Here is a 22,412-nt window from a genome sequence, read left to right as displayed (position 1 = left end):
ATCACATCAAAACCGCACTCCCGTGGACAGCCGCAGCATGTTCTGCGGCGTGAAGTTGACCTGCGGGTCCCATGCGGCGCGCACGAACCACTCGGGCCAGTCATAACCCACCGACAGGCCGGCGCGGCGGATGAACCGGCCGTCCACCGTGCCCTGCTTGGCCAGCAGGTCCACGGTGAGCCGCTGGCCGCCGGGCCGCGGGCTGCGCCACACCAGGTGCAGGTTCTGCTGGTCGGGGTTCTGCCGGTTGTCGCGCACCAGTTGCAGCGCCAGGGTGTCGCCGCTGGTGAAGCGGTGGCTGCCGTACACGCTGTACGCGTCGTTGGGGTCGAAGTTGAGGTTGGCGTAGTTGCGCAGGTTGGTGCGCCCCAGGCCCGCACCCACCACCCAGGTGGTGCCAGTCTCCACGGCCAGGCTGCCGCCGACGAAGCCGCCCGAGGCGATCTGCACCGAGGGCAGCACCCGCCAGTCGCCGAAGGCCACGGTGCGGTCCCACCCCGCGCGCGGCATGGAAAAGCCCAGCGCGGGCGAGCGGAACGCGCCCACCCACCAGTGGTCGTCGCCGCGGGTGTAGCGCAGGTTCACGTCCAGCCCGGGGCCCGAGGGCAGGCCGCCGCCGGACACCTGGTAGAGGCCCGTGGTCAGCTTGAAGGGCAGCAGCGTGTCGGGATCGGTGTCGGTGGCCGCGCGGGCGGCCGGCGCGGCGAGGGCCGCGGTGCCGAGGGCCGCCAGCACGGCGGCGCGCGCCAGGCGGCGCAGCGGGGCGGACAGCCGAGTGGAGCGCCGAGTGGGGGGCAGGGCGTCAACTCGCACGGCGGCCGATCTCGATCAGGCGGTTGTCCGGCAGCCGGAAGTAGTCGGACGCGCGCGCCGCGTTGCGCTGCAGCGATCCGAACAAGGCCTTGCGCAGGGCGCCCAGCCCTTCGAGCCGGCCCGTGCCCAGCGAGGCGCGCGAGGTGAAGTACGAGGTGGACATGGACTCGATGTGCAGGCCCTTCTGGTAGGCCATCAGGCGCAGGTATTCGGGCACGTCGGGCCGCTCCATGAAGCCGTGGCTGGCCGTCACGCACCACACGCCGTGGCCCAGTTCCTGGGCGTGCAGGCGATCGGCGGCCGGCACGCGCGGCACCGGGCGGGTGCGCACGGCCAGCACCACCACGCGCTCGTGCAGCACCTGGTTGTGCTTGAGGTTGTGCAGCAGCGCGTGCGGCACGCTGTCGGCGTCGGCGGTCATGAACACGGCGGTGCCGCGCACGCGGTGCGGCATGCCGTGCGCCAGGGCCTCGATGAAGGGGGCGAGCGGCATGCGCTCCTGCGCCGCCGCCTGCTCGGCCACGCGCCGGCCCTTGGCCCAGGTGGTGAAGACGAACATGACCAGCGCCGCCACCGCCAGGGTCAGCCAGCCGCCGTCGGCGATCTTCAGGCTGTTGGCCACGATGAAGGTCACGTCCACCAGCGCGAAGCAGCCCACGCCCAGGCCCACGGCCAGCGGGTTCCAGCGCCACAGCCGCAGCGCGACAACGCCGGCCAGCAAGGTGGTGGTGAGCATGGTGAGCGACACCGCGATGCCGTAGGCGGCCGACAGCGCGCTGGAACTGCGAAAGGCCAGCACCAGCAGCAGCACGCCGGCCATGAGCAGCCAGTTCATCGTGGGCAGGTAGATCTGGCCGATGGCGGTGCCCGAGGTCTGCACGATGCGCATGCGCGGCAGGTAGCCCATGCGGATGGCGTGCGCCGTCATGGAGAACGCGCCCGAGATCACGGCCTGCGAGGCGATGACGGTGGCGCAGGCGGCCAGCACCACCACGGGCACGGTGGCCCATGGGGGAAAGAGCCGGAAGAACGGGTTGTCGATGGCCGCGGGGTTGGCCAGCACCAGCGCGCCCTGGCCGAAGTAGTTGAGCACCAGCGACGGCAGCGCGATGAACAGCCACGCCAGCCGGATGGGCGTGGCGCCGAAATGGCCCATGTCGGCATACAGCGCCTCGCCGCCGGTGAACGCGAGGAACACCGCGCCCAGCACCGCCAGCGACTGCGCCGGGTGCGTGGCCAGGAACTGCACCGCCCAGCGCGGGTCGATGGCCTCCAGCACGTGCGGGTTCTGCGTGATCTGCCAGAGGCCAGACACCGCCAGCACGCCGAACCACAGCACCATCACCGGCCCGAACACGCGGCCCACCGATTCGGTGCCCCGGCGCTGCACGAGAAACAGGCCGATCAGCACCAGCAGCGTGATGGGCACCACGTAAGGCTTGAACACCGGCGTGGCCACCTCCAGCCCCTCGACCGCCGACAGCACCGAGATGGCCGGTGTGATGAGGCTGTCGCCATAGAACATGGCCGCGCCGACCAGGCCCAGCCCGGCGACGGCCTTCCACGCCCACGGGCGGGCGCCGCCGCGCTGCAGCGCCTGCGCGGCCAGGCCCTGCAGCGCCAGGATGCCGCCCTCGCCGTCGTGGTCGGCGCGCAGCACGAACACCACGTACTTGAGGGTGACCACCAGCATCAGGCCCCACAGCACCAGCGACAGCAGGCCCAGCACCGCGGCGCGGTCCAGCGCCACGCCGTGCTCGGGGTTCAGGCATTCCTTGAAGGCGTAGAGCGGCGAGGTGCCGATGTCGCCGAACACCACCCCGAGTGCGGCGATCATCAGGGCGGATCGGGCGGCGAAGCCGCGGGCAGCGGGCGCGTGGCCGGGCGCCGGAGTGGAGGTCATTGCGGAGTGCGGGGCAGTGAAGGGTCGGCGCATTGTGCGCCGGCGGCTGCGCGCGGTCACGGGCGGCGCGAACCGGGTGATGCCGGCGCGCAACGCTGTGGGAAGGCTTGGGGCCAAAAAGGCCTTCAGCGCAATTTCAACTAGGGCGTATTGCTATCAATTGAATAGCATTTCGGCGGCCGTGCCTTCGTGGCCCGCCGCCGCATCGGCCCGCCCCGCCGTCACATGCCCAGCGATTTGAGCAGGTCGTCCGTGTCGCTGGACGACGCGGCGGCCGGCACCGGGGCCGCGGCCTTGGGCTCGCCGGCCTGGGCGATCAGCGCGTCGGGATCGGGGGCTTCCTGCGGCTCGAAATCGACGAGCTTGATGAACTCGGTGCGGTCGATCGCCAGCTCCAGGTAGAAGATGTGGTTGCTGGCCGTGTAGAAGGTCACGCGGCGCGCCTCGGGCTTGTCCAGGTTGGCGTCCACGCTCAGCATCACCTGCTTGTTCAGCGCCAGCATCTTGGGCTGGTTCTGCGTGATGTGCGTCTGCAGTTCGCGGCGCACCTTGCCGGTGAAGTCGCCCACCACCTGGTTCATCAGCTCGCCCATCACGTTCGACACCTCGTCCGAGGTGTAGGAACTCGCCAGGTCGTCCTTGGACATGCCCATGCTCAGCAGGTAGCTCTGGTAGAGCTCCATCGCGGCCTCTTTCGAGAAATTGATGATCACCAGGCCCGAGAACCCGCCGTCGAACAGCACGAAGCAGCCGATGTCGGGGCGCAGGCAGGTCTTGGTGATGCGCTGGACCATGCCGGAGTAGTGGATGGGGCTCTGCGTGGCCACGCTGAGCACCCGGGTCACCGAGTTGCAGAGGCTGATCAGCAGGTCTTCGGTGCCGTAGACGATGGAGGGGGTTTGTGCGCTCATGGTGTGCAAGGGGAAAGGGGAGGGGGACGAAAAAGGGGCTCTGGAAAAAAGGCCGGAGCGGTTCAGCGCTCCGGGGTGTCGGAGATGCGCCGGGCATACACCGCCAGCACGATGCGCTCCGAATGCACGAGGTACTCGTTGAGCTGGTCCGAGGCCTCGCGCAGCTTGCCCGCCTCGAACAGATCGACGATCCTGACGTTCATGTCCACATACGGCGCGTGCAGGAACTCGGGGTCGTTCAGCAGCCCGAAGGCCAGCCGCAGTTCGGCCAGGATGTGCGAGAACATCACGTTCAGGCGCTCGCTGTCGGCCAGCTCCACGATGGCCATGTGGAACTCCATGTTGGCCGTGCCCACGCCCTGCCAGTCGGCCGCCTCGCGGCAGCGCACCGCCGAATCCACCGCCTCGCGCAGGTGCTTCTTGGCGGGGTGGCGCGGGTAGGCCTGGGCGATGGCCTGGCATTCGATGAGCCGGCGCACGCGGTAGATGTCGATGATCGAGGCGATGCTCGGGATGGCCACCGAGACGCCGCGGTTGGGCTCGTACTTGACCAGGCCTTCCTTGGTCAGCAGGCGGAAGACCTCGCGCAGGGTGTTCCGCGAAATCTCCAGGCTTTCGCTCAGGGCGGCCTCGGACAGCCGCTGGCCGGGCGAGAACTCGCCCTTCACGATCTTCTGGCGGATCAGCTCCGCCGTGCGTTCGTTCAGGGTCTGGGCGTTCGTGGGGGTTTCGATGGTCATGCCTGGCGGTTCGGGGTGGGCGTGCGGCACGGCGTGCGCAGGCCGGGATCGGGGTTCCGCACTTTGTAGCAGATCGGCCTGCTTCGCAAGAATCCACTCTGTGGAATACCGTTTTCTAACCCCGTTTCTTAGGGTTTGTCCGGGTCGGTTGTACGCCCTGTTGTTGGGCAAAATCGACCAATCGTGAAACAAATTGGTGCCGGTTGTCTCTTCATAGTGCATAGATTGTTCAACAACTTGAAGTTTTTCAAGGGTTGATCCCTGATTTGTTGTTCATGGATTGGCATGCAATTTGCGTTGTGTGTCGTGCCGGTCCGGTCCAGACCGCGCTCGGGCAGCAACCTCCCATTGCCCGCGCGCTGCCAGGCCGGCAATGGGGCCCTACGGTTGTCCGCACCTCTTCGCCAACGGCGGCGGGGCGCACGCGAAGACCGGACCGGCCAGGGCTGTACGTATTCAAGGAAGTTCAAGATGCAAAACGTAGTCAATCTGTGGCCGCTCATCGGGGTGGCGGTCATCATCGTGGGGTTCATCCTGCGGTTCAACCCGATGCTGGTGGTGATCGTCACGGCCATCGCGACGGCGTTTGCCGCCGGATTTCCGATCGACAAGATCCTGGCCACCATCGGCACCGGCTTCATCAAGACGCGCAACCTGCCGCTCATCATCCTGCTGCCCCTGGCGGTGATCGGGCTGCTGGAGCGCCATGGCCTGCGCCAGCATGCGCAGAACTGGATCAGCAGCATCAAGTCGGCCACCGCCGGCCGCCTGCTCATCGTGTACCTGGGCGCCCGCCAGCTCACGGCCGCCATCGGCCTGACCAGCCTGGGCGGCCACCCCCAGATGGTGCGCCCGCTGCTCGCCCCCATGGCCGAAGGCGCCACCGAGGCGCGCTACGGCAAGCTGCCCGACCGCATCCGCCACAAGCTGCGCGCCTTCTCTGCGGCCACCGACAACGTGGGCCTGTTCTTCGGCGAGGACATCTTCGTGGCCTTCGGCGCCATCGTGCTGATGTCCACCTTCCTGCACGAGGCCGGCATCGACGTCGAGCCGATCCACATCGCGCTGTGGGGCATTCCGACCGCGATCTGCGCGTTCGCCATCCACGCCTGGCGCCTGCACCGCCTGGACGGCGTGCTGGCCCGTGAACTGGCCGCGCACGCCGCCGAAACCGCTGGCCGCAATGGCAACGGGAACGGCAATGGCGACGGCACCCTCTCCAGCGCCAAGGGAGCATGAACATGACACTGACCATCCAACACCTGTACTACCTCGTCGGCGCCATCCTGGCCATCACCGCGGTGATGACCGTGGCCGACCGTGACAACCCCAAGCGCTTTTCCAGCGGACTGTTCTGGGCCCTGTATTCCCTGGTCTTCCTCATCGGCGACCTGCTGCCGCCCATCTGGGTGGGCGCCGGCGCCGTGGTGATGGCGCTCATCGCCGGCTTCGGCGGCGTGGGCGCGGGCAAGCACACCCCCCGCACCCCGGCCGAGTACCAGACCAGCGCCAAGCGCCTGGGCAACCGCCTGTTCATTCCCGCGCTGGCGATTCCGCTCATCACGATGATCGGTACGCTGTCGGCCAAGCACCTGTCCGTGGGCGGCGTGCCGCTGATCGACCCCAAGAACACCACCCTGGTGAGCCTGGGCGTGGGCTGCGTGCTGTCGCTGGCCCTGGCCTGCTGGCTGACCCGCGAGAGCCCCGTGCAGGGCCTGCGCGAATCGCGCCGCCTGACCGACGCGCTGGGCTGGGCTCTGGTGCTGCCGCAGATGCTGGGCATGCTCGGCCTGGTGTTCTCCGATGCCGGCGTGGGCAAGGCCGTGGCGTACATCACCACCAGCTACATCAACATGGACATCCGCTTCGTGGCCTGTGCCGTGTACGTGATCGGCATGGCGCTCTTCACCATCATCATGGGCAACGGCTTCGCCGCCTTCCCCGTCATGACGGGCGGCGTGGGCGTGCCGATCCTGCTGGGCGTGTACCACGGCGACCCCGCCGTGATGGCCGCGATCGGCATGCTCTCGGGCTACTGCGGCACGCTGCTGACCCCGATGGCCGCCAACTTCAACATCGTGCCCGCCGCGCTGCTGGAGCTTCCGGACAAGAATGCGGTGATCCGCGCACAGGTGCCGACGGCCCTCGCGCTGCTCACGTGCAACGTGTTCCTGATGTACTTCCTGATGTTCCGATAGTCCGAAGAAAGGCCGCCCCGTGTCCGACGCCGCCCCCCACACTGTGCTGCTCACCGGCTTCGAGCCCTTCGAGCGCGATCCGGTCAACCCCTCGTGGGAGGTGGCGCGGGCGCTCGACGGCTGGCAGCAGGGGGGCGCCACGGTGCGCTCCGTGCAGCTGCCCTGCGTGTTCGGCAAGGCCGCGCAGGCGCTCGACGCGGCGCTGGCGCAGTGGCGGCCCTCGCTGGTGATCTGCCTGGGCCTGGCCGGTGGCCGCGCCGAGGTGTCGCTGGAGCGCGTGGCCATCAACCTGGACGATGCGCGCATCGCCGACAACGCCGGGCAGCAGCCGGTGGACACCGCCGTGGTGCCGGGCGCCCCGGCGGCGTACTTTTCCACGCTGCCCATCAAGGCGATCGTGCGCGACCTGCGCGCCGAAGGGCTGCCGGCCGCGGTGTCCAACACCGCGGGCACCTTCGTGTGCAACCACATCTTCTACGCGCTGATGCACCGCCTGGCGCAGCAGGCCGCGGGTGCCGCCACGCTGCCGGGCACTGCGGCGCCTGCGCGCGGCGGCTTCATCCACGTGCCGTACCTGCCCGAGCAGGCCGCGCGCGTGGGTGGTGGCGCGCCCAGCGTGGCGCTGGACACGCAGGCACAGGCCCTGCGCGCCGTCATCCGCACGGCGCTGGCCGTGCGCGAGGACGTTCGCGAGACCGCCGGGCAATTGCATTGACCGGCATGGGCATATAGACGGGGCGCTGCGCGCAGCGCTCCGCGGGTTTGAGATATCGGCGGCACCGACCGCCAGGAGAACGACGATGAAAATGGATCTGAACAGCGACCTGGGCGAGAGCCTCGGCGCATGGCGCATGGGCGATGACGCGGCCATGCTGGGCATCGTGAGCAGCGCCAACGTGGCCTGCGGCTTCCACGCCGGCGATGCCGCCGGCATCCTGCGCACGCTGCGCGAGGCCCAGGCCCGCGGCGTGGTGGTGGGGGCGCACGTGGCCTATCGCGATCTGGTCGGTTTCGGTCGCCGCAACATGGACGTGGAAAGCGCCGACCTCGTGGCCGACGTGATCTACCAGATCGGCGCGTTGCAGGGCCTGGCCAAGGCCGCCGGCACCGAAGTGCGCTACGTGAAGCCCCACGGCGCGCTCTACAACACCATCGCCCACGACGCCCGCCAGGCGCGCGACGTGATCACCGCCCTGCGCGAGATCGACGACCGCCTGGTGCTGGTGGCGCTGGCCGGCTCGCCGCTGATCGGCTGGGCGCGCGACGCCGGCCTGCGCGTGGTGGCCGAAGCCTTTGCCGACCGCGCCTACACCCCGGCCGGCACGCTGGTGTCGCGCCGCGAAAAGGGCGCCGTGCTGCATGACGCCGCGCTGATCGCCGAGCGCATGCTGCGCCTGGTGTCCGACGGCGTGATCGAGGCCATCGACGGCAGCCAGGTGCGCATCGGGGCCGACTCGATCTGCGTGCACGGCGACAGCCCCGACGCCGTCGCGATCGCGCAGCAGGTGCGCCAGCGCTTTGAGCAGGCCGGCGTGACCATCACGTCGTTCGCAGGGCAGCCCGCATGATGCGCTTCCTGCCCGTCAACCTGAATGCGGTCATGGTCGAGCTGGACGACCTCGACCAGACGCTGGCGCTGCTCGCTTCGCTGCGGCGCGAGCCCATCGACGGCATCGAGGAAATGGTGCCCGCCGCGCGCACCATCCTCATCCACTTCCGCCCCGCCGTGCAGTCGCTGCCCGCGCTGGTGGACGCCATCGCCCGGCGCGACGTGAGTGCGCAGGCCGAGCGCAGCACCACGCTGATCGAGATCCCCGTGCACTACGACGGGGAAGACCTGGCCGAAGTGGCGCACATGCTCGGCATCACCCCCGAAGAGGTGATCGCGCGCCACACGGGCAGCGAATACACCGTGGCGTTCACCGGCTTCGCGCCGGGCTTCGGCTACCTCACCGGCGGCCACCCCAGCCTGAACGTGCCGCGCCGCACCACGCCGCGCACCCGCATCCCGGCGGGCGCGGTGGGGCTGGCGGGCACCTTCAGCGGCGTCTATCCGCAGGCCAGCCCGGGCGGCTGGCAGATCATCGGCACCACGCCCACGGCCATGTGGGACCTGGGGCGCCCCGTGCCGGCGCTGCTGCAGCCCGGCGACCGCGTGCGCTTCGTGGATATTGCTACTAAAAATGTAGCAGAATGCCCTAGTGAAACATGTGCTGAGGGCCAAAAAGGCGCTGAACCCGCACCGGCACCCGCCGGGCCCCCTGCGGCCACCGCGCTCGAAGTGGTCTCGGCCGGCCTGCAGACCCTGTTCCAGGACGTGGGCCGCCACGGCCAAGCGGGCCAGGGCGTGTCGGCCTCGGGCGCCATGGACCAGGCCGCCTGCAAGGCCGCCAATCGCCTGGCCGGCAATGCCTCCGACGGCGCCTGCCTGGAGACGGTCAACGGCGGCCTGCAGCTGCGCAGCCGCGGCGACACCGTCGTGGCCGTGACCGGCGCCGATGCACCGCTGACCCTCACCAACTCGGCTGGCCTGCGCTGGCCCGTGCCGAACTACCAGCCCATCGCGCTGGGCGACGGCGACACGCTCACCGTGGGCGAGCCGGTGGCCGGCACGCGTTGCTACGTGGCGGTGCGCGGCGGCTTCGCCGTGCAGCCGGTGCTGGGCAGTTGCGCCACCGACACGCTGGCCCGCGTGGGCCCGGCGGCGGTGGCCGGCGGCGACGTGCTCGGCGTGCGGCCCGTGGTGGGCAGCGCCGTGGTCGGCGCGCCCGAGGTGCCGCCGGCCGGCCTGCCCACGGTGCACGAAGACATCACGCTCGACGTGGTGCTCGGCCCGCGCACCGACTGGTTCACGCCCGATGCCGTCGCCCTGCTGGCGGCGCAGCGCTGGCGCGTCACGCCGCAGTCCAACCGCGTGGGCATCCGCCTGGCGGGCGACGAGCCGCTGGCGCGTGCCGTGGGCGGCGAGCTGCCCAGCGAAGGCACCTGCATCGGCGCCATCCAGGTGCCGCCGAGCGGCCAGCCCGTGCTGTTCCTGGCCGACCACCCGCTCACGGGCGGCTATCCGGTCATCGGCACCGTCGCGCCCCACCACCTGGACCGCGCAGGTCAGATCCCGGTCAACGCCTGGGTGCGTTTCAACCCGATCCGCGAATTCGAAGCCATCACGCGCGGCGCTGCCGCCTGACGGGCCTGAACGAGCACCCCCTTACCGAACACCGATTACCGAGCCCCTGACATGAAAAAAGTCCTCATTGCCAACCGTGGCGAGATCGCCGTCCGCATCGCCCGTGCCTGCGCCGACTACGGCGTGGCCTCCGTGGCCGTCTATGCCAATGCCGACATCGACGCCGTGCACGCCCGCATGGCGGGCGAGGCCTACGGCCTGGACGGCGACCGGCCGGCCGACACCTACCTGAACATCGAAAAGCTGCTGGCCGTCGCCCGACGCAGCGGCGCCGACGCGGTGCACCCGGGCTACGGCTTCCTGTCGGAAAGCGCCGCCTTCGCGCAGGCCGTGATCGACGCGGGCCTGACCTGGATCGGCCCCTCGCCCGAGGCCATCGCGCGCCTGGGCGACAAGGTCGAGGCCCGCAAGATCGCGCTCAAGGTCGGCGCGCCGCTGGTGGCCGGCACCTCCGAGCCCGTCAAGGACGCTAGCGAGGTCATCGCCTTCGCCGAGCAGCACGGCCTGCCCATCATCATCAAGGCTGCGTTCGGCGGCGGCGGCCGCGGCATGAAGGTCGCCTGGCGCATGGACGAAGTGGCCGAGCTGTACGACTCCGCCGTGCGCGAGGCCGTCACCGCCTTCGGGCGCGGCGAGTGCTTCGTCGAGCAGTTCCTCGACCGTCCCCGCCACATCGAGGCGCAAGTGCTGGCCGACACCCACGGCAACGTGCTGGTGCTGGGCACGCGCGACTGCTCGCTGCAGCGGCGCAACCAGAAGCTGGTGGAAGAGGCGCCCGCGCCCTTCCTCTCCGACGACCAGCGCGCGCGCATCCACCAGGCGGCGCACGACATCTGCGCCGAGGCGGGCTACGCCAGCGCGGGCACGGTGGAGTTTTTGCTCAGCGGCAGCGGCGCCATTTCGTTCCTCGAAGTGAACACGCGCCTGCAGGTGGAGCACCCCGTGACCGAGCAGACGACGGGCATCGACCTGGTGGTGGAGCAGTTGCGCATCGCCGATGGCCACCCACTGGCCGTCACCGAAACGCCGCGCCCGCTGGGCCATTCCATCGAGTTCCGCATCAATGCCGAGGACGTGGGCCGGGGCTTCCTGCCCACGCCCGGCCCGGTCGTTGCGTTCTCCGCGCCGTCCGGCCCCGGCGTGCGGGTGGACAGCGGAGTGCAGTCCGGCTCCACGGTGCCGGGCACGTTCGATTCGCTGATGGCCAAGCTCATCGTCTCGGGCGCCACGCGCGAGCAGGCGATCGCCCGCGCACAGCGCGCGCTGCGCGAGTTCAAGATCGAAGGCGTGGCCTCGGTGCTGCCGTTCCACCGCGCGGTCATCGGCCACCCGGATTTCGTGGGCGGCGACGGCTTCAAGGTCCACACCCGCTGGATCGAGACCGACTTCGCCCCCGACCTGGCCGCCGCCCTGCGCGCCGAGCCCGTGGCCGACACCACCCTGATCCGCACCGCGATGGAGATCGACGGACGCCGCGTCTCCCTGGGCCTGCCGCCCGAGCTGCTGCGCGGCCTGCAGTCCGTGCCGGGCGGCGCCCCGGTTGCACCGGGCGCAGGCGGCGGCGACAAGGCGGAGCAGGATCCCAATGCCGTCGGCGCCCCCATCGCCGGCACGCTGCAGACCTGGAAAGTGGCCGAAGGCGACACCGTGGCCAAGGGCGACGTGATCGCCGTGATGGAAGCCATGAAGATGGAAATGCAGGTCACCGCGCACCGCGCGGGCAAGATCGCCCTGAGCGCGGCGGCCGGCAGCTACCACGCGGCCGGCACGGCCATCGCGCGCATCCAGGACTGAAGAAGCCCTGGCGCCTGAACGGAGCGGAGCGGCCTTTGGAGCCTTCCTCCAGCAGGGCTTTTCGGCGATCCGTCGCCGGAAAGCCCATCTTTCGATTGCTGCCCGCGCTGGAGGCCCCGGCGCCGGCGGCTATTTTTTTGTCGAAGGGTTCGCGCTGTGTGTGCGCCTCGCTTTCTTTCGCTCGTCCCATCGAGTGCCGTCGGGGCGGCGGGCCGCCATGGTGGCCACTCGTGGAGGGCTTGGCCGATGTCACAGAGGAGGGTAGTCTTCGGGCTCGGCTGCGAGCCCGTGCTGTCCTCGCCGCTCCCTGCGGGCGCCTTCAGCGCGGCGGCCCAGGCGGGTTGAGCATTCACATTTTTTGAACCATTGCGTCAATTCCATTGAAACTTGGCGCACAAAAGGCTATCTACACTGCGCCATGCCTGAGTGTTGCATCGCAGCATTCCACCCCACGAAACCCAGATCACCGCCTATGACGCCTCCTCTGCCACGATCATCCCGCTACGGGGCCACGGCCATCGCCCTGCACTGGATTCTCGGTCTGGCGCTCATCGGCATCTTCGCGGTGGGGTTGTACATGACGGGCTTGCCGTTCTCGCCCCAGCGCCTGAAGCTCTACAACTGGCACAAGTGGGCCGGCGTGACGATCCTGGCGCTGTCCACCCTGCGACTGATCTGGCGCCTCACGCACCGCCCCCCCGCGCTGCCGCCGGCCGTGCAAGCGGCCATGCCCCGCTGGCAGCACATCGCGCACCACGGCACGCACCACCTGATGTACGCGCTCTTTTTCATCGTGCCGCTGGTCGGCTGGGCCTACAGCTCGGCGGCCGGCTTTCCCATCGTGTTCCTCGGCGTGCTGCCGCTGCCCAGCTTCGTGCCCGTGAGCCCCGAGCTGGCCGAGGCCATCAAGCCCTGGCATGAAATCACCGCCTATGCCCTGGCGGCGCTGGTCGTGCTGCACGTGGCGGCCGTGGTCAAGCACCAGGTCATCGACCGCGACGGCCTGCTGTCGCGCATGCTGCCGGGCCGGGGCTGATCGATCGTTTCGCTGGCCGTGCAGGCGCCGGGGTGCCCGGCCTCTCGGCCGGTTCTTCCTGAATTTTTGGTTTGTTGTTGACTGACGGAGTCCTGTCCATGAAATATTCGATGACGCTGGCCGGCCTCGCGCTGGCATCCACCACGCTGATGGCGGCCGCGCCGGCATTCGCCCAGCAAAAACTCGTGCCCGAGCAAAGCGAGATCACCTTCGTGAGCAAGCAGATGGGCGTGCCGGTGGAAGGCAAGTTCAAAAAGTTTGATGCCCAGGTCGCGTTCGATCCGGCCAAGCTGGCCACCAGCAAGATCGCCTTCACCGTCGATACCGGCAGCGCCACCCTGGGCGTGAAGGAGTCCGACGCCGAACTGCCCAAGGCCACGTGGTTCAACGTGCCCAAGTTCCCGCAGGCCACCTTCCAGTCCACCGCCATCAAGGCCCTGGGCGCCGGCAAGTACGAAGTGGCCGGCAAGCTCAGCATCAAGGGCGCCACGCAGGACGTCACCGTGCCCGTCACGCTCGCCCAGAGCGGCGCGACCACCACGGCCACCGGTGCCTTCGCCATCAAGCGCCTGGCCTTCAAGATCGGCGAGAACGAATGGGCCGATACGTCCATGGTGGCCGACGACGTGCAGGTCAAGTTCAAGCTCGCGCTGACCGGCGTGGGCAAGCTCTGAGCCTCGGCGTTCGCCCGCTGAACCCCGTTTCTGGTTTCTTGTTCCCGTTTCTGTTTTTTCAACCCGGAGATATCGACATGCGCAAATCCCTCTTCGCCCTCGCCGCCGTGGCTGCAACCCTGGCCGCCGGCGCCGTGCAGGCCCAGACCGCCACGTATGCCGTGGACCCGACCCACACCTTCGCCACGTTCGAGATCAGCCACTTCGGCGCCAGCGTGAACCGCGGCCGCTTCGACAAGAAGGAAGGCACCGTGCAGCTGGACAAGGCCGCCAAGACCGGCAAGGTGGAACTGACGATCGACATCACCTCGATCAACACGGGCGTGGCACCGTTCGACAAGCACCTGCAAAGCGCCGACATCTTCGACGCCGCCAAGTACCCCACGGCCAAGTTCGTGGGCGACAAGTTCACGTTCGACGGCGACAAGCTGGTGTCCGTGGCCGGCGACCTGACCATCAAGGGCAAGACCCAGCCCGTGACCTTCAAGGCCAACCAGTTCGCCTGCTACCAAAGCCCCATGCTCAAGCGTGAAGTGTGCGGCGGCGACTTCGAGACCACCATCGACCGCACCCAGTTCGGCGCCGACTACGGCGTGCAGTACGGCTTCCCCAAGAACGTGCGCATCGTGGCGCAGATCGAAGCCGTCAAGCAGTAAACCTTTCCCCCATGGCCTTCGGGCCGTGGGCGGCCAGGGCCGGGCCCCGCGTGCACACCGCTGCGCGGGACCGGCCCTTTTTCGTGGCTGCGCACCCGCAGCACTTGCCACGCAAAGCGGGGGCGCGTGCCGTTGGTTTTTTCGAACGAACAAGGATGAAACAGGTTTTATGAGACCTCTGATGAACCGATGTGCGCCTGCCGCTCGCCAAGTGTTGGCCATGGCTGTGATGGCGGGGACCGTTGCAGTCGCCGGCGCGGGCGAGGAGGCGGCGCGCATTCCCGCCATCAAGCTGTACTCCACCCCGGACCACCACGCCGCCTTCGTCCGCGGCACGGTGCCGGCCTTGCACAAGATCCCCACCCAGCAGTTCTGGCTGAGCAACTCGGTGGAGCCGTGGGCGCAAAACACCCACCCGGCGCCCCGCCGGCAATACGTGGTGCCGCTGCAGGGCGTGCTGGAGTTTCGCGTGAGCGATGGCTCCACCTTCCGCCTGGTCCCCGGCACGGTCTTGCTGGCCGAGGACACCCAGGGCGAAGGCCACAGCTGGAAAATCGTGTCGAACGATAAGGAATGGGTGCGCGCCTATATCCCGATGGTGTCCGAAAATGATGAATTCGAAGCGGACAAGTAGCTTGGAATTTCTTCGCTAAGTGCCTTTTCTCTCGCCATTTTCGAATGGCCTCGCATATTGAGAGATGCTAAAAATGCCGTTATCTGGTCGGCCAGATAGCGGCATTTTCTTTGGTCTGGCATATATACGATTAATGCGTCAGGAGTTCCGCCTGGCAAAGCAAATGTTCGCTTCGCCGTCGCTTCTTTCGGGTGCTGGGCAAGGCAAAAGCAGCAGAGGTTAAGAATTAATAAGTCCAACAGATTATTTATTAACCACTGAAAGATCTATATGACCACTGTCAAATCGCCTTCGTCTTCCGCTTCCGTGACCACCCCGTTGCTCAAACCGTCGGACTCCAAGAGCGACAGTGCCGGCCCGTCGGCGAGAACCTCCGCCAAGTTCACCAGCAACTCTGTGTTCGACGGGCTGCGTGCCATGCTCCCTGGCTCAGGCAAATCAGCCTCTACCGCGCCCCGCAGCAACAGCATGGTGGTCAGCCAGCCGAAGCGTTTCAGCGACGGGAGCGTGCGCCCCGATTCGCTGGTGGCCAAGCGGCACTCCGGCGCGGTCATTCACAACGCGAAGACGGGCGAGGCGATCATAGGCGGCAACCATTTCGAAGTGGCCACCTACGAGTTGTCCAGTGGCCTGGATGCGCACAGCGACAGCCACATGCACCCCACCAACTACGTGCAGCGCGGCCTGAACCCCGAGCAACTGCTGAAGATGATGGACGACATCGGCGTGCGCAACACCACCTTGATGCCCATTCCCACCTCGCTGCTGCAAGCCAAGCTGCCGGGTGACGATGGCGCGACCACGGCCCTCAACCCCCACGAAATCTCCGAACAGATCGGCGGCGGCGAACATGCGCACCATTGCGGTCCGCTCGAGTTCTACTACGTGCCCAAGAAGATCGAAGACCGCGTGCTCGCCGGCCGCACGAGCGAAGAACTGGCCAGCCGTCCCAAGCTGGACATCGACGACTTCCGCAAGGACCCGGGCCTGATCAAGGAGATCGTCGATGCGTCCATTCTGTACGTGGACACCGCCGTCAACACCGACCTGGCCACGGCCATCAAGAATTCCGGCATGAGCGAGGCGCAGCGCAGCCGCCTGGACCCCATGATCACCGGCCTGCACCTGGGCGACCCGCGCGTGAGCGACCGCCTGCTGCATGAGCTGTACAAGACCAAGGGCACCTTCACCGGCATCGGTGAAATCACGGTTCACAAGGAACTGGTGGAAGACATGTTCGCGGGTGGCCGGTTGCAAGCCAGCACCCAGACTCCGCGCATGGAGCCGCTCACGAAGCTGATGGAAGTGGCCGGGGTCATCGGCACGCCCGTGGTGCTGCACTGCGACATCGACAACCTGCACGATCAGGTCGAAGAGTTCAACAGCAAGGGCAAGGGCAAGGCCTCCGAAGCGCGCCTGCCGGCCAATCTGGAAGGCCTGCGCAAGATGTTCAGCGACCCGCGGGTGCAGGACACCAAGATCGTCTGGGCGCACGGCGGCGGCCTGGGCCGTTTCGTGCAGCAGGGCGAGGGCCATCTGGACGCCCTGAAGAAGCTGCTGGCGGACTGCCCCAACCTGAACCTGGACATTTCGTGGAGCGAAGTGGCCAAGCAGATCGGCAAGGACGACCAGTCGCTCACCGCCTGGCGCGGCTTCATCCAGGACCACAGCCACCGCATCTGCTTCGGCTCCGACACGCTGGCGCCCAAGGAAACCGGCACCTGGGAAGCCACCAAGAAGATGTACGACGAAGGCCTGTTCCAGGGCATGAGCACCGAGGCCAAGCACAACGTGCTCAACGGCACCTACGACCGCGTGTTCGTGGCATCGCGCAAGCAGGTGCGCGACTTCGAGCAGAACGTCCTGACCAAGGAGTTCATGGACACCCACGTTACCAACAACGGTGGCGACCCCGTCACGGCCCAGACGCTGAAGGACCTGAAGGCCGCAGCGGCGACGGCTTAAGGGTTTTGTAGGAAACAGCCCGGGCGTGGTGGGTGCGGGGCACCCACCACGGGGCACATGATTTGGAGCGATGCGATGCGAATTCCCATTTGGTGCGGCGTGCGGCCTGGGGACGTGGATGAGGGCCAACACCGGCCGAAGAGCGAGGAGGTGCGCCAGGAGCGCACCTCCGGGAAGCGGCTCGATGCAGGCGACATGCCTTCATCGCGGCGCGCTGCGCAGGAGCGGCAAAGCGCATCGTCCGACGGAGCCGGATCAGTGCCCCCCAGCAAACCCCACAAGTCGTTCAAGGCCAAGTTGGCCAGCAACTTCAAGAAGGCAGTAGGCTTCAAGTCCTCGAAACCGGCGGCGCCGCAAACGGCCAAGCCTTCCGGTTCGTCAGAGGCACCCAAAACGCCCCAGACTCCCGGCAACGCAGGCGGCAAGAATTCCGGGGTGGATGCACCTGGTACAGGCTGGCCACTGCGCAAGCCTTCCATTCAGGCGGCGGCTTATGCATCGACCTCCGGTGTCATACCCAACCCCTCGGAGGGTGTTTCGAGTTCTCCGGAAGAGCCGGAGGCCTTTGAAATGGCCGAGCGCGATGAGATCGTCGAGATCGGCGCCAAGCAGTCGGTACCGACACATGCGCGAGTGCAGAGCGACGGCGCTCATTCCGACAGTGCGGATGCCGACATCGACTTCGATGTGGTCGATCTCGGCGTCGTGATCGAGCCGCAGCATGCGCGCAACGACAGCGCGGACTCGGACATCGTCTTCGACGGGGGCAACTCCGAGATCGAGATCGAGTCGCAGCACGTGCAAAGCGAGGATGACGGGGGCGGTGACGGTGACGACAGCATCAGCGTCAACAGCCGACGCAGTTCGGCCCCGTCGGCTGCCGATGGGGCTGCCGCAAGCGAGATCCCAGCCCAGGACCTGCGGCGCCAGGACGGCCTGTCCAAGCTCAAGAAGGTCACCGAGGGCATCAAGGAAGGTGCGTTCAAGCACGGCTTCGGTATCTCGAGCACCACCACGTCGCCTCCCTGGAACCCGTTCCGGAGCAATGTCTCGTCCGCCGCGCCGAAGTTCGGCAGCTTCGTCGGCCAGGAAGGCGCTTCGGCCGTCAAGGTGCCCAAAACGCTGCAGCAGGCCGCGCCCCGTGTCGGCCGCACCTTGCCCAAGGAGGGCGGGGTCACAGAGTCCCTTAGAAAAGACGCCACCATCTTCGGCTCCATTGCGAAGCACTTCAATTGTCCGGCCAACCGCAAGAAGGCGTTGGAAGCCAGCGTCCTGCAACTGAAGGCCGCGACGGGCCTGTCGACCGGAGAGTCCGTCGTTCTGGTGAAGGCGCTTGCCGCCCACAGCAAGGACACGGCGCAAGCCGAGCGCCTCCTGCAGGCGCTGCCGCAAGTGCGCCTGGTGGCCGACCTGCTGGCCCCGCCTGAAGATGGCGTCAGCGCCGAGGTGCAGCTGGCCTGGAATTTCGCGGCCGAGATCGAAAGCACTCCGGGGGCCAAGGGGCTGGACCTGCTGAGCAAGATCACCGCGAAGCCCGAGGGCGCGGCGGATGGCGCGCCGGCCCTGGCCGCGGCGCAACGCGGCCCGATGCGCGCGTACCTGCGTGCCGCCGCCGAAGTGGCGCGCATGGCGCGCGCCGCGGCCAACCCCGTCCCTGGACTCGATCCGGCCAGCATGTTCGCCCATGGCCGGCTGGGCAGGACCATACAGGCCACGCCCAATGGCTGGCCGGGCCGCGCGGGGGCGCCCATTGCCAACGGATCCTCGCTCTCGCTCGCCGAGAAAGCGCTGCTGGCCGTGCGCGATGAGCTCGACCCCGCCATCCAGGAGGTCCATGGCTGCCGTTTCGCCGTGCAGATGCTCCGTGGCGGCATGGCGACCGACAAGCCCCGCAACCCGGACGGCAGCAAGAGCGAGTTCCACAAAACCGAGTCGCGCGCGGCCAAGGGCGTGGGCATGCACCTGAACCGCGCCATCGCATCGCCCACGGGCTTTCAGCGCATCGCGGACACGCTGCGCTACGGCTCGCTGCACCACGGCAAGAGCCCCTTCTACGGCTACGACGCCATCGTGTCCTCGCGCGGCAAGAACATGGGCTTCGAGCTGTCGCACATCGGCGGCATCCACGAAGGCCGGGCCATGAAGGACATGGTCGATGTGCTGGAGTCCACCATCAAGGCGCGTGGAGGCGTGGAAAACGGAGCGCTGCCCAGTGCACAGGACACCGTGGACGCGCAGGCGCTGCTGGATGACAGCGGCGCGGGTGGTTCTTTGCTGCGCAACATGGTGCGCTCCGAGATCCTTCTGCGCGCCAAGTCCGAGGCGCTGCTGCTGCCCCGCCTGGCGCGCGGCGACAACCTGTCGGAACCTGCCATCGCCCAGGTGCGCCAGGCGGTGATGGCGGCCATCCAGTTGCCGGAGGCGGCGCCCGACGACGCCGGCCTGGCCGACCCGATCGGCGCACTGGTGGATGCTGCGCTCGCTGAACAGAACCTGCCCCTCACCCCCGCCCGGCTGCTGGCATGGTCCGGCGATGCGGGCGGGCCGTCCGACGCGCAGTCGGCCCTGGAGATGCAAACCTACCGGCACGAAGCCGGCCAACCCGACTGGAAGGCCTTCTCGACCGCATTCGCCCGCGTGTCGCAAGACCCTCAGGTGAGCGTGCCACCCAATACCGCGATGAAAGGCAAAACCCGCGTCGAAGCGGCGGAAATCCTCGCATCGGTGATTCGCGGCGAAGAACTGGGATCGGGGTTCTCGCTGGCCAACGCGGGCAACACCCAGGGCACCACCCGGAACGTGACCGAGGTCATCTCGGGCCTCCTGTCCGCCGGCACCCTGTCCGTCCGTGCCGACCTGGGCGGCGGGCGCACCCGCATCGTTTCCTTCGAGTCCGGCGTCTCCACCGACCGCAGCTCGCTGCGCATGAGCGTCTCCACCGTCAAGCGGGTGCAGGAAGGGGCGGGCGCCTCGCTGGGCTTCAGCGTCGGCAAGACCGAGGCCGCATCGTTTTCCGCCTTTGTCGGTGGCGATGTGGGCCACAGCTATGAACTGCTGGACCAGGAAGGCGCGGTGTTCGGATTTCCCCGCCACAAGTCCGGCGGCGTGGGCGGGGACCGGTACGTGGCGCAGCAGAAGGCCCGCCTGATCAAGCTGCTGATCGGCGTGCCCGATGAAGCCGGCCCCTACCAAGCCCCGGGCAACAAGGAAGACCAGTCTTCGCTCGTCAAGCGTGCCTACCAGGAGTTCGGCGACACGATCTCCATCGGCGCATTCGAAGTGCGGCAAAAGGACCACCGCCTCACCGGCAGCACGTCCGCAGGCGCTGGGATGACGGTGGGCGACTTGCGCGTGGGAATGCCCCAGGCAAGTGTCGGCGGGGAGATGCGGCTGGGCACCCTCGAATACCGCGACACCTCGGGCACGCTCAAGGTCATTCGCGAGTCCGAGTCCAAGGCGTTCAAAGCCACCGTGACAGGCGCGCTGGCATCGCTGAGCGGGCTGATCGAAGGCGCCACCGCGCCGGCGGCCGTGCCGGGGCAGCCTCCCGTGGAAGCCGTTACCAGCATGACATCGCTGGGGGCGGCCACCTTCGGCTCCGCCTCCGCCGATCTCTTCCGGGATGGCGAGACGCGCACCACCAACCGCATCCTGTATGACGACCAGGAGCTGCCCACCAGCTTTGCCACGCAGACCTTGGTCACCAGCAAGGACTTTGTGGACAACCTGGCGGCGGACGTGGAAAACTTCGCCGAAGACAAGGCCAAGAAGTTCTTCCCGGCCCGGCACGGGGCGGACCGCGACCATGCCGTGCAGACCGAAAAGAAGATCCTCGGCGAATTCGCGGGCCAGCTGCGCGAGCACCGCGACCTGACCGGCACGTCGCTGCTGTATTGGGAGTGGGGCCCCAACCATGTGGAGACCAGCAACCTGCTGGAGGCGGACCGCGCACTCTCCGAAAAGCTGGGCGACAAGGAAGCCGCCAAGCATGCCGAGCGCGAGATCGACACCATCCACAAGGACCCGGGCTACCGCGAGGCGCGCTTCTTGATCAACGCCAACGAACAGTCGGCCAGCGATATCCGGGGCGTGAACGGGATGATGGGCATCCGCCACGACGTGAGAACCAGCGCCAGCGTCCGGTCGTTGAACTTCACCTGAGTCGGTGTGCGCGGGAGCGGTGGGGGGCGAGGCATCGGCCATGCCACCCACCGCGTGCCGAGCCCTAACGCCGGTGGATGGATTGAGGCGCAGACGCGGGCGCCCTTTGCTGGTCGCGGTGCCCCACTGCAGGCGCCGTTTTACAGGCTGCTTTTGCTACCGCGCTGGCTGTTGACCATCAGATCGCCATCCCACAGATAACGCGTGGTGCCGAAGGCATCGGCCTTGGCCACCCGCCGGCCCAAGGCATCGTAGGCGTAGCGGGTTGCCTGGGTCACCCCGTGACGCGTCGTGGTGGCCTCGGCCAGTTGATGGTCTGCATTCCATCGAAGTTCGGTGACCTCCTGATGGCCTGCACGCTGGTTGCCCCGGGTGCGCTTCGTCACATTGCCATGCACGTCGTATTCGAAGTGCAGGTCCTGGTAGAACCGCAGGCGGTTGTCGCCCACGACACCCAGGCCTTGCGATGTTCCCTGTGCTGATCGGTCTTCCTGCTGGCGCTGCATCTGCGCCGGGCTGGCATCCAGCAGGTTGCCGGCCGGGTCGAAGGCGAACAGCTCGCTCGGTTGGTGACTGCCCTGGCCGGGCAGGGCGGCAGGGATGCGGCCTACGGGGCCGTAGCGGAAGTCCTGGCGGCCGCGTCATGGGGGTTACCGCGAGATTACTGTGTCTGGTATCAGGGATGTTTGCCTGAAACTACGGGCGTGCTACAAAAGCCACTGGAGGGCGGCTATTTCCATATGGGAATTTTTTAATTCCTTGAGAAAATTAATTCCCCTTCATGGTATTTTTCCACTATCCAGTTTTCTCCAAATATCCAAACATCCCAATCCTCGGTTAATATTTCCATCGTGAAATCTTGGAGAAATTTTATGTCTGATGCTATTTCTACGAAATCTGCATTTGACCAAATTATTATTATATTGCCGTGAATTTTTTCCTCTGAAATTATCCCATTTAATATGGCACATGCCTCGGGGTCGTTGGTGAATTTGTAATTTTTATGGTTTGTTTTGGAGAGGTCAAGTCTGCCCCATGATTGTATGGGGATATTGCGTTTTTTTGCTTCTATTTCAATATCAAAATCAATTGATCTCAAAGAATATTTTTCGGCATTGACTTGCTTTGCGAAAATCGGTAAATGCTTCATGTGTTTCTTTTTAGGAGTTTTTTGAAAGTTTCTTCGTTTCCTGGAAATTTAATTGCCCATTTTTTGGCGCAAGCCCCTTTTCCAACCTCAACGTTAATATGTGGGCCTTTGTCTGGGTCGTAATCGAGCCTAAAACGCTTAAACTCTCCATCCCCTAATCCCGTAAAGCCTGTTTTTCTTCCTTTTCCAGCTCCAAGTCGCCCGGTTTGAGGGGCGCGACTACTTGGGTCAATTGTTCCCATCTTCATAAGTGCAATATTTCTCGCCTCTTCAAAAGATCCCGCTTCAATTTCGATTTCTTTTTTAGGTGGATTTGGACATGTTGTCGATAGGCCAAATGGGTCAATCCAATTTAATGTATTTGTCGCATAGGTGAATATATTTATTCCGCCAGCAAGCCCAATAGGGAGCCTCTCACAACCCCATGTTTGACGAATCCGAACAGGAATGAGTGGGCGCCAGCAGCCGTTTGAGCGTGATGAGGCCCAGCAGCGGTCTGCGCCTGGGTGCATGAGGGGCCTTGCAGGCCCGGTGGCTCAGGCTTTCACCGTTTGCAGGCGCACTTGTGCCTTGCCAGTGGCGGGCTTGAA

The 22,412-nt window shown here is 66.7% G+C and carries 19 protein-coding genes; 12 read left to right on the top strand and 7 right to left on the bottom strand.

Annotated features, from left to right (window positions below; translation table 11 throughout):
• Nucleotides 1-6: 6 nt before the first annotated feature.
• The 4 genes from AVMA1855_RS03285 to AVMA1855_RS03270 form a co-directional block, all read right to left on the bottom strand.
• A complete protein-coding gene (locus tag AVMA1855_RS03285) occupies nt 7-813 on the bottom strand; it encodes a hypothetical protein (protein ID WP_284424590.1) in 807 nt (268 codons plus the stop codon).
• Nucleotides 803-2,716, bottom strand: coding sequence for a potassium transporter Kup (locus tag AVMA1855_RS03280; protein WP_502870254.1), 1,914 nt, complete (start codon nt 2,714-2,716; stop codon nt 803-805). The genes AVMA1855_RS03285 and AVMA1855_RS03280 overlap by 11 nt, the downstream gene beginning before the upstream one ends.
• 221 nt (nt 2,717-2,937) lie before the next feature.
• Nucleotides 2,938-3,627: a DUF3334 family protein gene (locus AVMA1855_RS03275; protein WP_284402360.1), complete on the bottom strand. Its 690-nt coding sequence runs from the start codon at nt 3,625-3,627 to the stop codon at nt 2,938-2,940.
• 62 nt (nt 3,628-3,689) lie between these two features.
• Complete coding sequence (locus AVMA1855_RS03270; RefSeq protein WP_272564733.1) at nt 3,690-4,367, bottom strand: GntR family transcriptional regulator; 678 nt, start codon at nt 4,365-4,367, stop codon at nt 3,690-3,692.
• Nucleotides 4,368-4,838: 471 nt separating this feature from the next.
• On the opposite strand from AVMA1855_RS03270, the gene AVMA1855_RS03265 reads away from it, so the two are divergent.
• From AVMA1855_RS03265 to AVMA1855_RS03210, 12 genes are all read left to right on the top strand, one after another.
• The gene (locus AVMA1855_RS03265; RefSeq protein ID WP_284402359.1) at nt 4,839-5,606 is read left to right on the top strand and encodes a DUF969 domain-containing protein; all 768 of its coding nucleotides are present in this window, start codon (nt 4,839-4,841) and stop codon (nt 5,604-5,606) included.
• A 2-nt stretch (nt 5,607-5,608) separates the two neighbouring features.
• Nucleotides 5,609-6,565, top strand: a complete 957-nt coding sequence (locus tag AVMA1855_RS03260) for a DUF979 domain-containing protein (RefSeq protein ID WP_284402358.1) — start codon at nt 5,609-5,611, stop codon at nt 6,563-6,565.
• 19 nt (nt 6,566-6,584) lie between these two features.
• Complete coding sequence (gene pcp / locus AVMA1855_RS03255) at nt 6,585-7,280, top strand: pyroglutamyl-peptidase I (protein WP_284424589.1); 696 nt, start codon at nt 6,585-6,587, stop codon at nt 7,278-7,280.
• 85 nt (nt 7,281-7,365) lie between these two features.
• On the top strand, nt 7,366-8,133 hold the full coding sequence (locus AVMA1855_RS03250; protein ID WP_284407592.1) for a LamB/YcsF family protein: 768 nt from the start codon (nt 7,366-7,368) through the stop codon (nt 8,131-8,133).
• Entirely contained in the window at nt 8,133-9,752 is a 1,620-nt protein-coding gene (gene pxpB, locus AVMA1855_RS03245) for a 5-oxoprolinase subunit PxpB (RefSeq protein ID WP_284424759.1), read from the top strand. The genes AVMA1855_RS03250 and pxpB overlap by 1 nt, the downstream gene beginning before the upstream one ends.
• 51 nt (nt 9,753-9,803) lie before the next feature.
• Nucleotides 9,804-11,546, top strand: a complete 1,743-nt coding sequence (locus AVMA1855_RS03240) for an acetyl/propionyl/methylcrotonyl-CoA carboxylase subunit alpha (RefSeq protein WP_284424588.1) — start codon at nt 9,804-9,806, stop codon at nt 11,544-11,546.
• Between the two features lie 472 nt (nt 11,547-12,018).
• The gene (locus AVMA1855_RS03235) at nt 12,019-12,582 is read left to right on the top strand and encodes a cytochrome b (RefSeq protein ID WP_284424587.1); all 564 of its coding nucleotides are present in this window, start codon (nt 12,019-12,021) and stop codon (nt 12,580-12,582) included.
• Between the two features lie 98 nt (nt 12,583-12,680).
• Nucleotides 12,681-13,256: a YceI family protein gene (locus tag AVMA1855_RS03230; protein WP_284424586.1), complete on the top strand. Its 576-nt coding sequence runs from the start codon at nt 12,681-12,683 to the stop codon at nt 13,254-13,256.
• Nucleotides 13,257-13,333: 77 nt separating this feature from the next.
• Complete coding sequence (locus tag AVMA1855_RS03225) at nt 13,334-13,912, top strand: YceI family protein (RefSeq protein ID WP_284424585.1); 579 nt, start codon at nt 13,334-13,336, stop codon at nt 13,910-13,912.
• Between the two features lie 181 nt (nt 13,913-14,093).
• Nucleotides 14,094-14,546, top strand: a complete 453-nt coding sequence (locus AVMA1855_RS03220; protein WP_284424584.1) for a cupin domain-containing protein — start codon at nt 14,094-14,096, stop codon at nt 14,544-14,546.
• A 270-nt stretch (nt 14,547-14,816) separates the two neighbouring features.
• Nucleotides 14,817-16,511, top strand: coding sequence for an amidohydrolase family protein (locus AVMA1855_RS03215; RefSeq protein WP_284424583.1), 1,695 nt, complete (start codon nt 14,817-14,819; stop codon nt 16,509-16,511).
• A gap of 570 nt (nt 16,512-17,081) precedes the next feature.
• The gene (locus AVMA1855_RS03210; protein WP_284424582.1) at nt 17,082-20,672 is read left to right on the top strand and encodes a hypothetical protein; all 3,591 of its coding nucleotides are present in this window, start codon (nt 17,082-17,084) and stop codon (nt 20,670-20,672) included.
• Between the two features lie 140 nt (nt 20,673-20,812).
• Here AVMA1855_RS03210 and AVMA1855_RS03205 read toward each other — a convergent pair whose 3' ends face one another.
• The 3 genes from AVMA1855_RS03205 to AVMA1855_RS03195 form a co-directional block, all read right to left on the bottom strand.
• Complete coding sequence (locus AVMA1855_RS03205) at nt 20,813-21,178, bottom strand: hypothetical protein (protein WP_284424581.1); 366 nt, start codon at nt 21,176-21,178, stop codon at nt 20,813-20,815.
• Between the two features lie 245 nt (nt 21,179-21,423).
• Complete coding sequence (locus AVMA1855_RS03200) at nt 21,424-21,822, bottom strand: hypothetical protein (RefSeq protein ID WP_284424580.1); 399 nt, start codon at nt 21,820-21,822, stop codon at nt 21,424-21,426.
• Nucleotides 21,819-22,334 (bottom strand): hypothetical protein, encoded by a 516-nt coding sequence (locus AVMA1855_RS03195; RefSeq protein WP_284424579.1) that lies wholly within the window; start codon nt 22,332-22,334, stop codon nt 21,819-21,821. Before AVMA1855_RS03195 ends, AVMA1855_RS03200 begins: the two co-directional genes overlap by 4 nt.
• Between the last annotated feature and the right edge of the window lie 78 nt (nt 22,335-22,412).

The sequence above is a fragment of the Acidovorax sp. SUPP1855 genome, from assembly GCF_030158955.1.
GTDB lineage: Bacteria > Pseudomonadota > Gammaproteobacteria > Burkholderiales > Burkholderiaceae_C > Paracidovorax.
The sequence above is the reverse complement of the archived record's forward strand: the minus strand, read 5'-3'. Positions and strand labels throughout refer to the sequence as shown.

Excerpts from the sequence above, each read along its gene's own strand:
- AVMA1855_RS03280 (WP_502870254.1), bottom strand. The coding sequence starts at position 2,716 with ATGACCTCCACTCCGGCGCCCGGCCACGCGCCCGCTGCCCGCGGCTTC.
- AVMA1855_RS03275 (WP_284402360.1), bottom strand. The coding sequence starts at position 3,627 with ATGAGCGCACAAACCCCCTCCATCGTCTACGGCACCGAAGACCTGCTG.
- AVMA1855_RS03270 (WP_272564733.1), bottom strand. The coding sequence starts at position 4,367 with ATGACCATCGAAACCCCCACGAACGCCCAGACCCTGAACGAACGCACG.
- AVMA1855_RS03265 (WP_284402359.1), top strand. The coding sequence starts at position 4,839 with ATGCAAAACGTAGTCAATCTGTGGCCGCTCATCGGGGTGGCGGTCATC.
- AVMA1855_RS03260 (WP_284402358.1), top strand. The coding sequence starts at position 5,609 with ATGACACTGACCATCCAACACCTGTACTACCTCGTCGGCGCCATCCTG.
- AVMA1855_RS03250 (WP_284407592.1), top strand. The coding sequence starts at position 7,366 with ATGAAAATGGATCTGAACAGCGACCTGGGCGAGAGCCTCGGCGCATGG.
- pxpB (WP_284424759.1), top strand. The coding sequence starts at position 8,133 with ATGCGCTTCCTGCCCGTCAACCTGAATGCGGTCATGGTCGAGCTGGAC.
- AVMA1855_RS03240 (WP_284424588.1), top strand. The coding sequence starts at position 9,804 with ATGAAAAAAGTCCTCATTGCCAACCGTGGCGAGATCGCCGTCCGCATC.
- AVMA1855_RS03235 (WP_284424587.1), top strand. The coding sequence starts at position 12,019 with ATGACGCCTCCTCTGCCACGATCATCCCGCTACGGGGCCACGGCCATC.
- AVMA1855_RS03230 (WP_284424586.1), top strand. The coding sequence starts at position 12,681 with ATGAAATATTCGATGACGCTGGCCGGCCTCGCGCTGGCATCCACCACG.
- AVMA1855_RS03225 (WP_284424585.1), top strand. The coding sequence starts at position 13,334 with ATGCGCAAATCCCTCTTCGCCCTCGCCGCCGTGGCTGCAACCCTGGCC.
- AVMA1855_RS03220 (WP_284424584.1), top strand. The coding sequence starts at position 14,094 with ATGAACCGATGTGCGCCTGCCGCTCGCCAAGTGTTGGCCATGGCTGTG.
- AVMA1855_RS03215 (WP_284424583.1), top strand. The coding sequence starts at position 14,817 with ATGACCACTGTCAAATCGCCTTCGTCTTCCGCTTCCGTGACCACCCCG.
- AVMA1855_RS03210 (WP_284424582.1), top strand. The coding sequence starts at position 17,082 with ATGGCCGAGCGCGATGAGATCGTCGAGATCGGCGCCAAGCAGTCGGTA.
- AVMA1855_RS03205 (WP_284424581.1), bottom strand. The coding sequence starts at position 21,178 with ATGCAGCGCCAGCAGGAAGACCGATCAGCACAGGGAACATCGCAAGGC.
- AVMA1855_RS03200 (WP_284424580.1), bottom strand. The coding sequence starts at position 21,822 with ATGAAGCATTTACCGATTTTCGCAAAGCAAGTCAATGCCGAAAAATAT.
- AVMA1855_RS03195 (WP_284424579.1), bottom strand. The coding sequence starts at position 22,334 with ATGCACCCAGGCGCAGACCGCTGCTGGGCCTCATCACGCTCAAACGGC.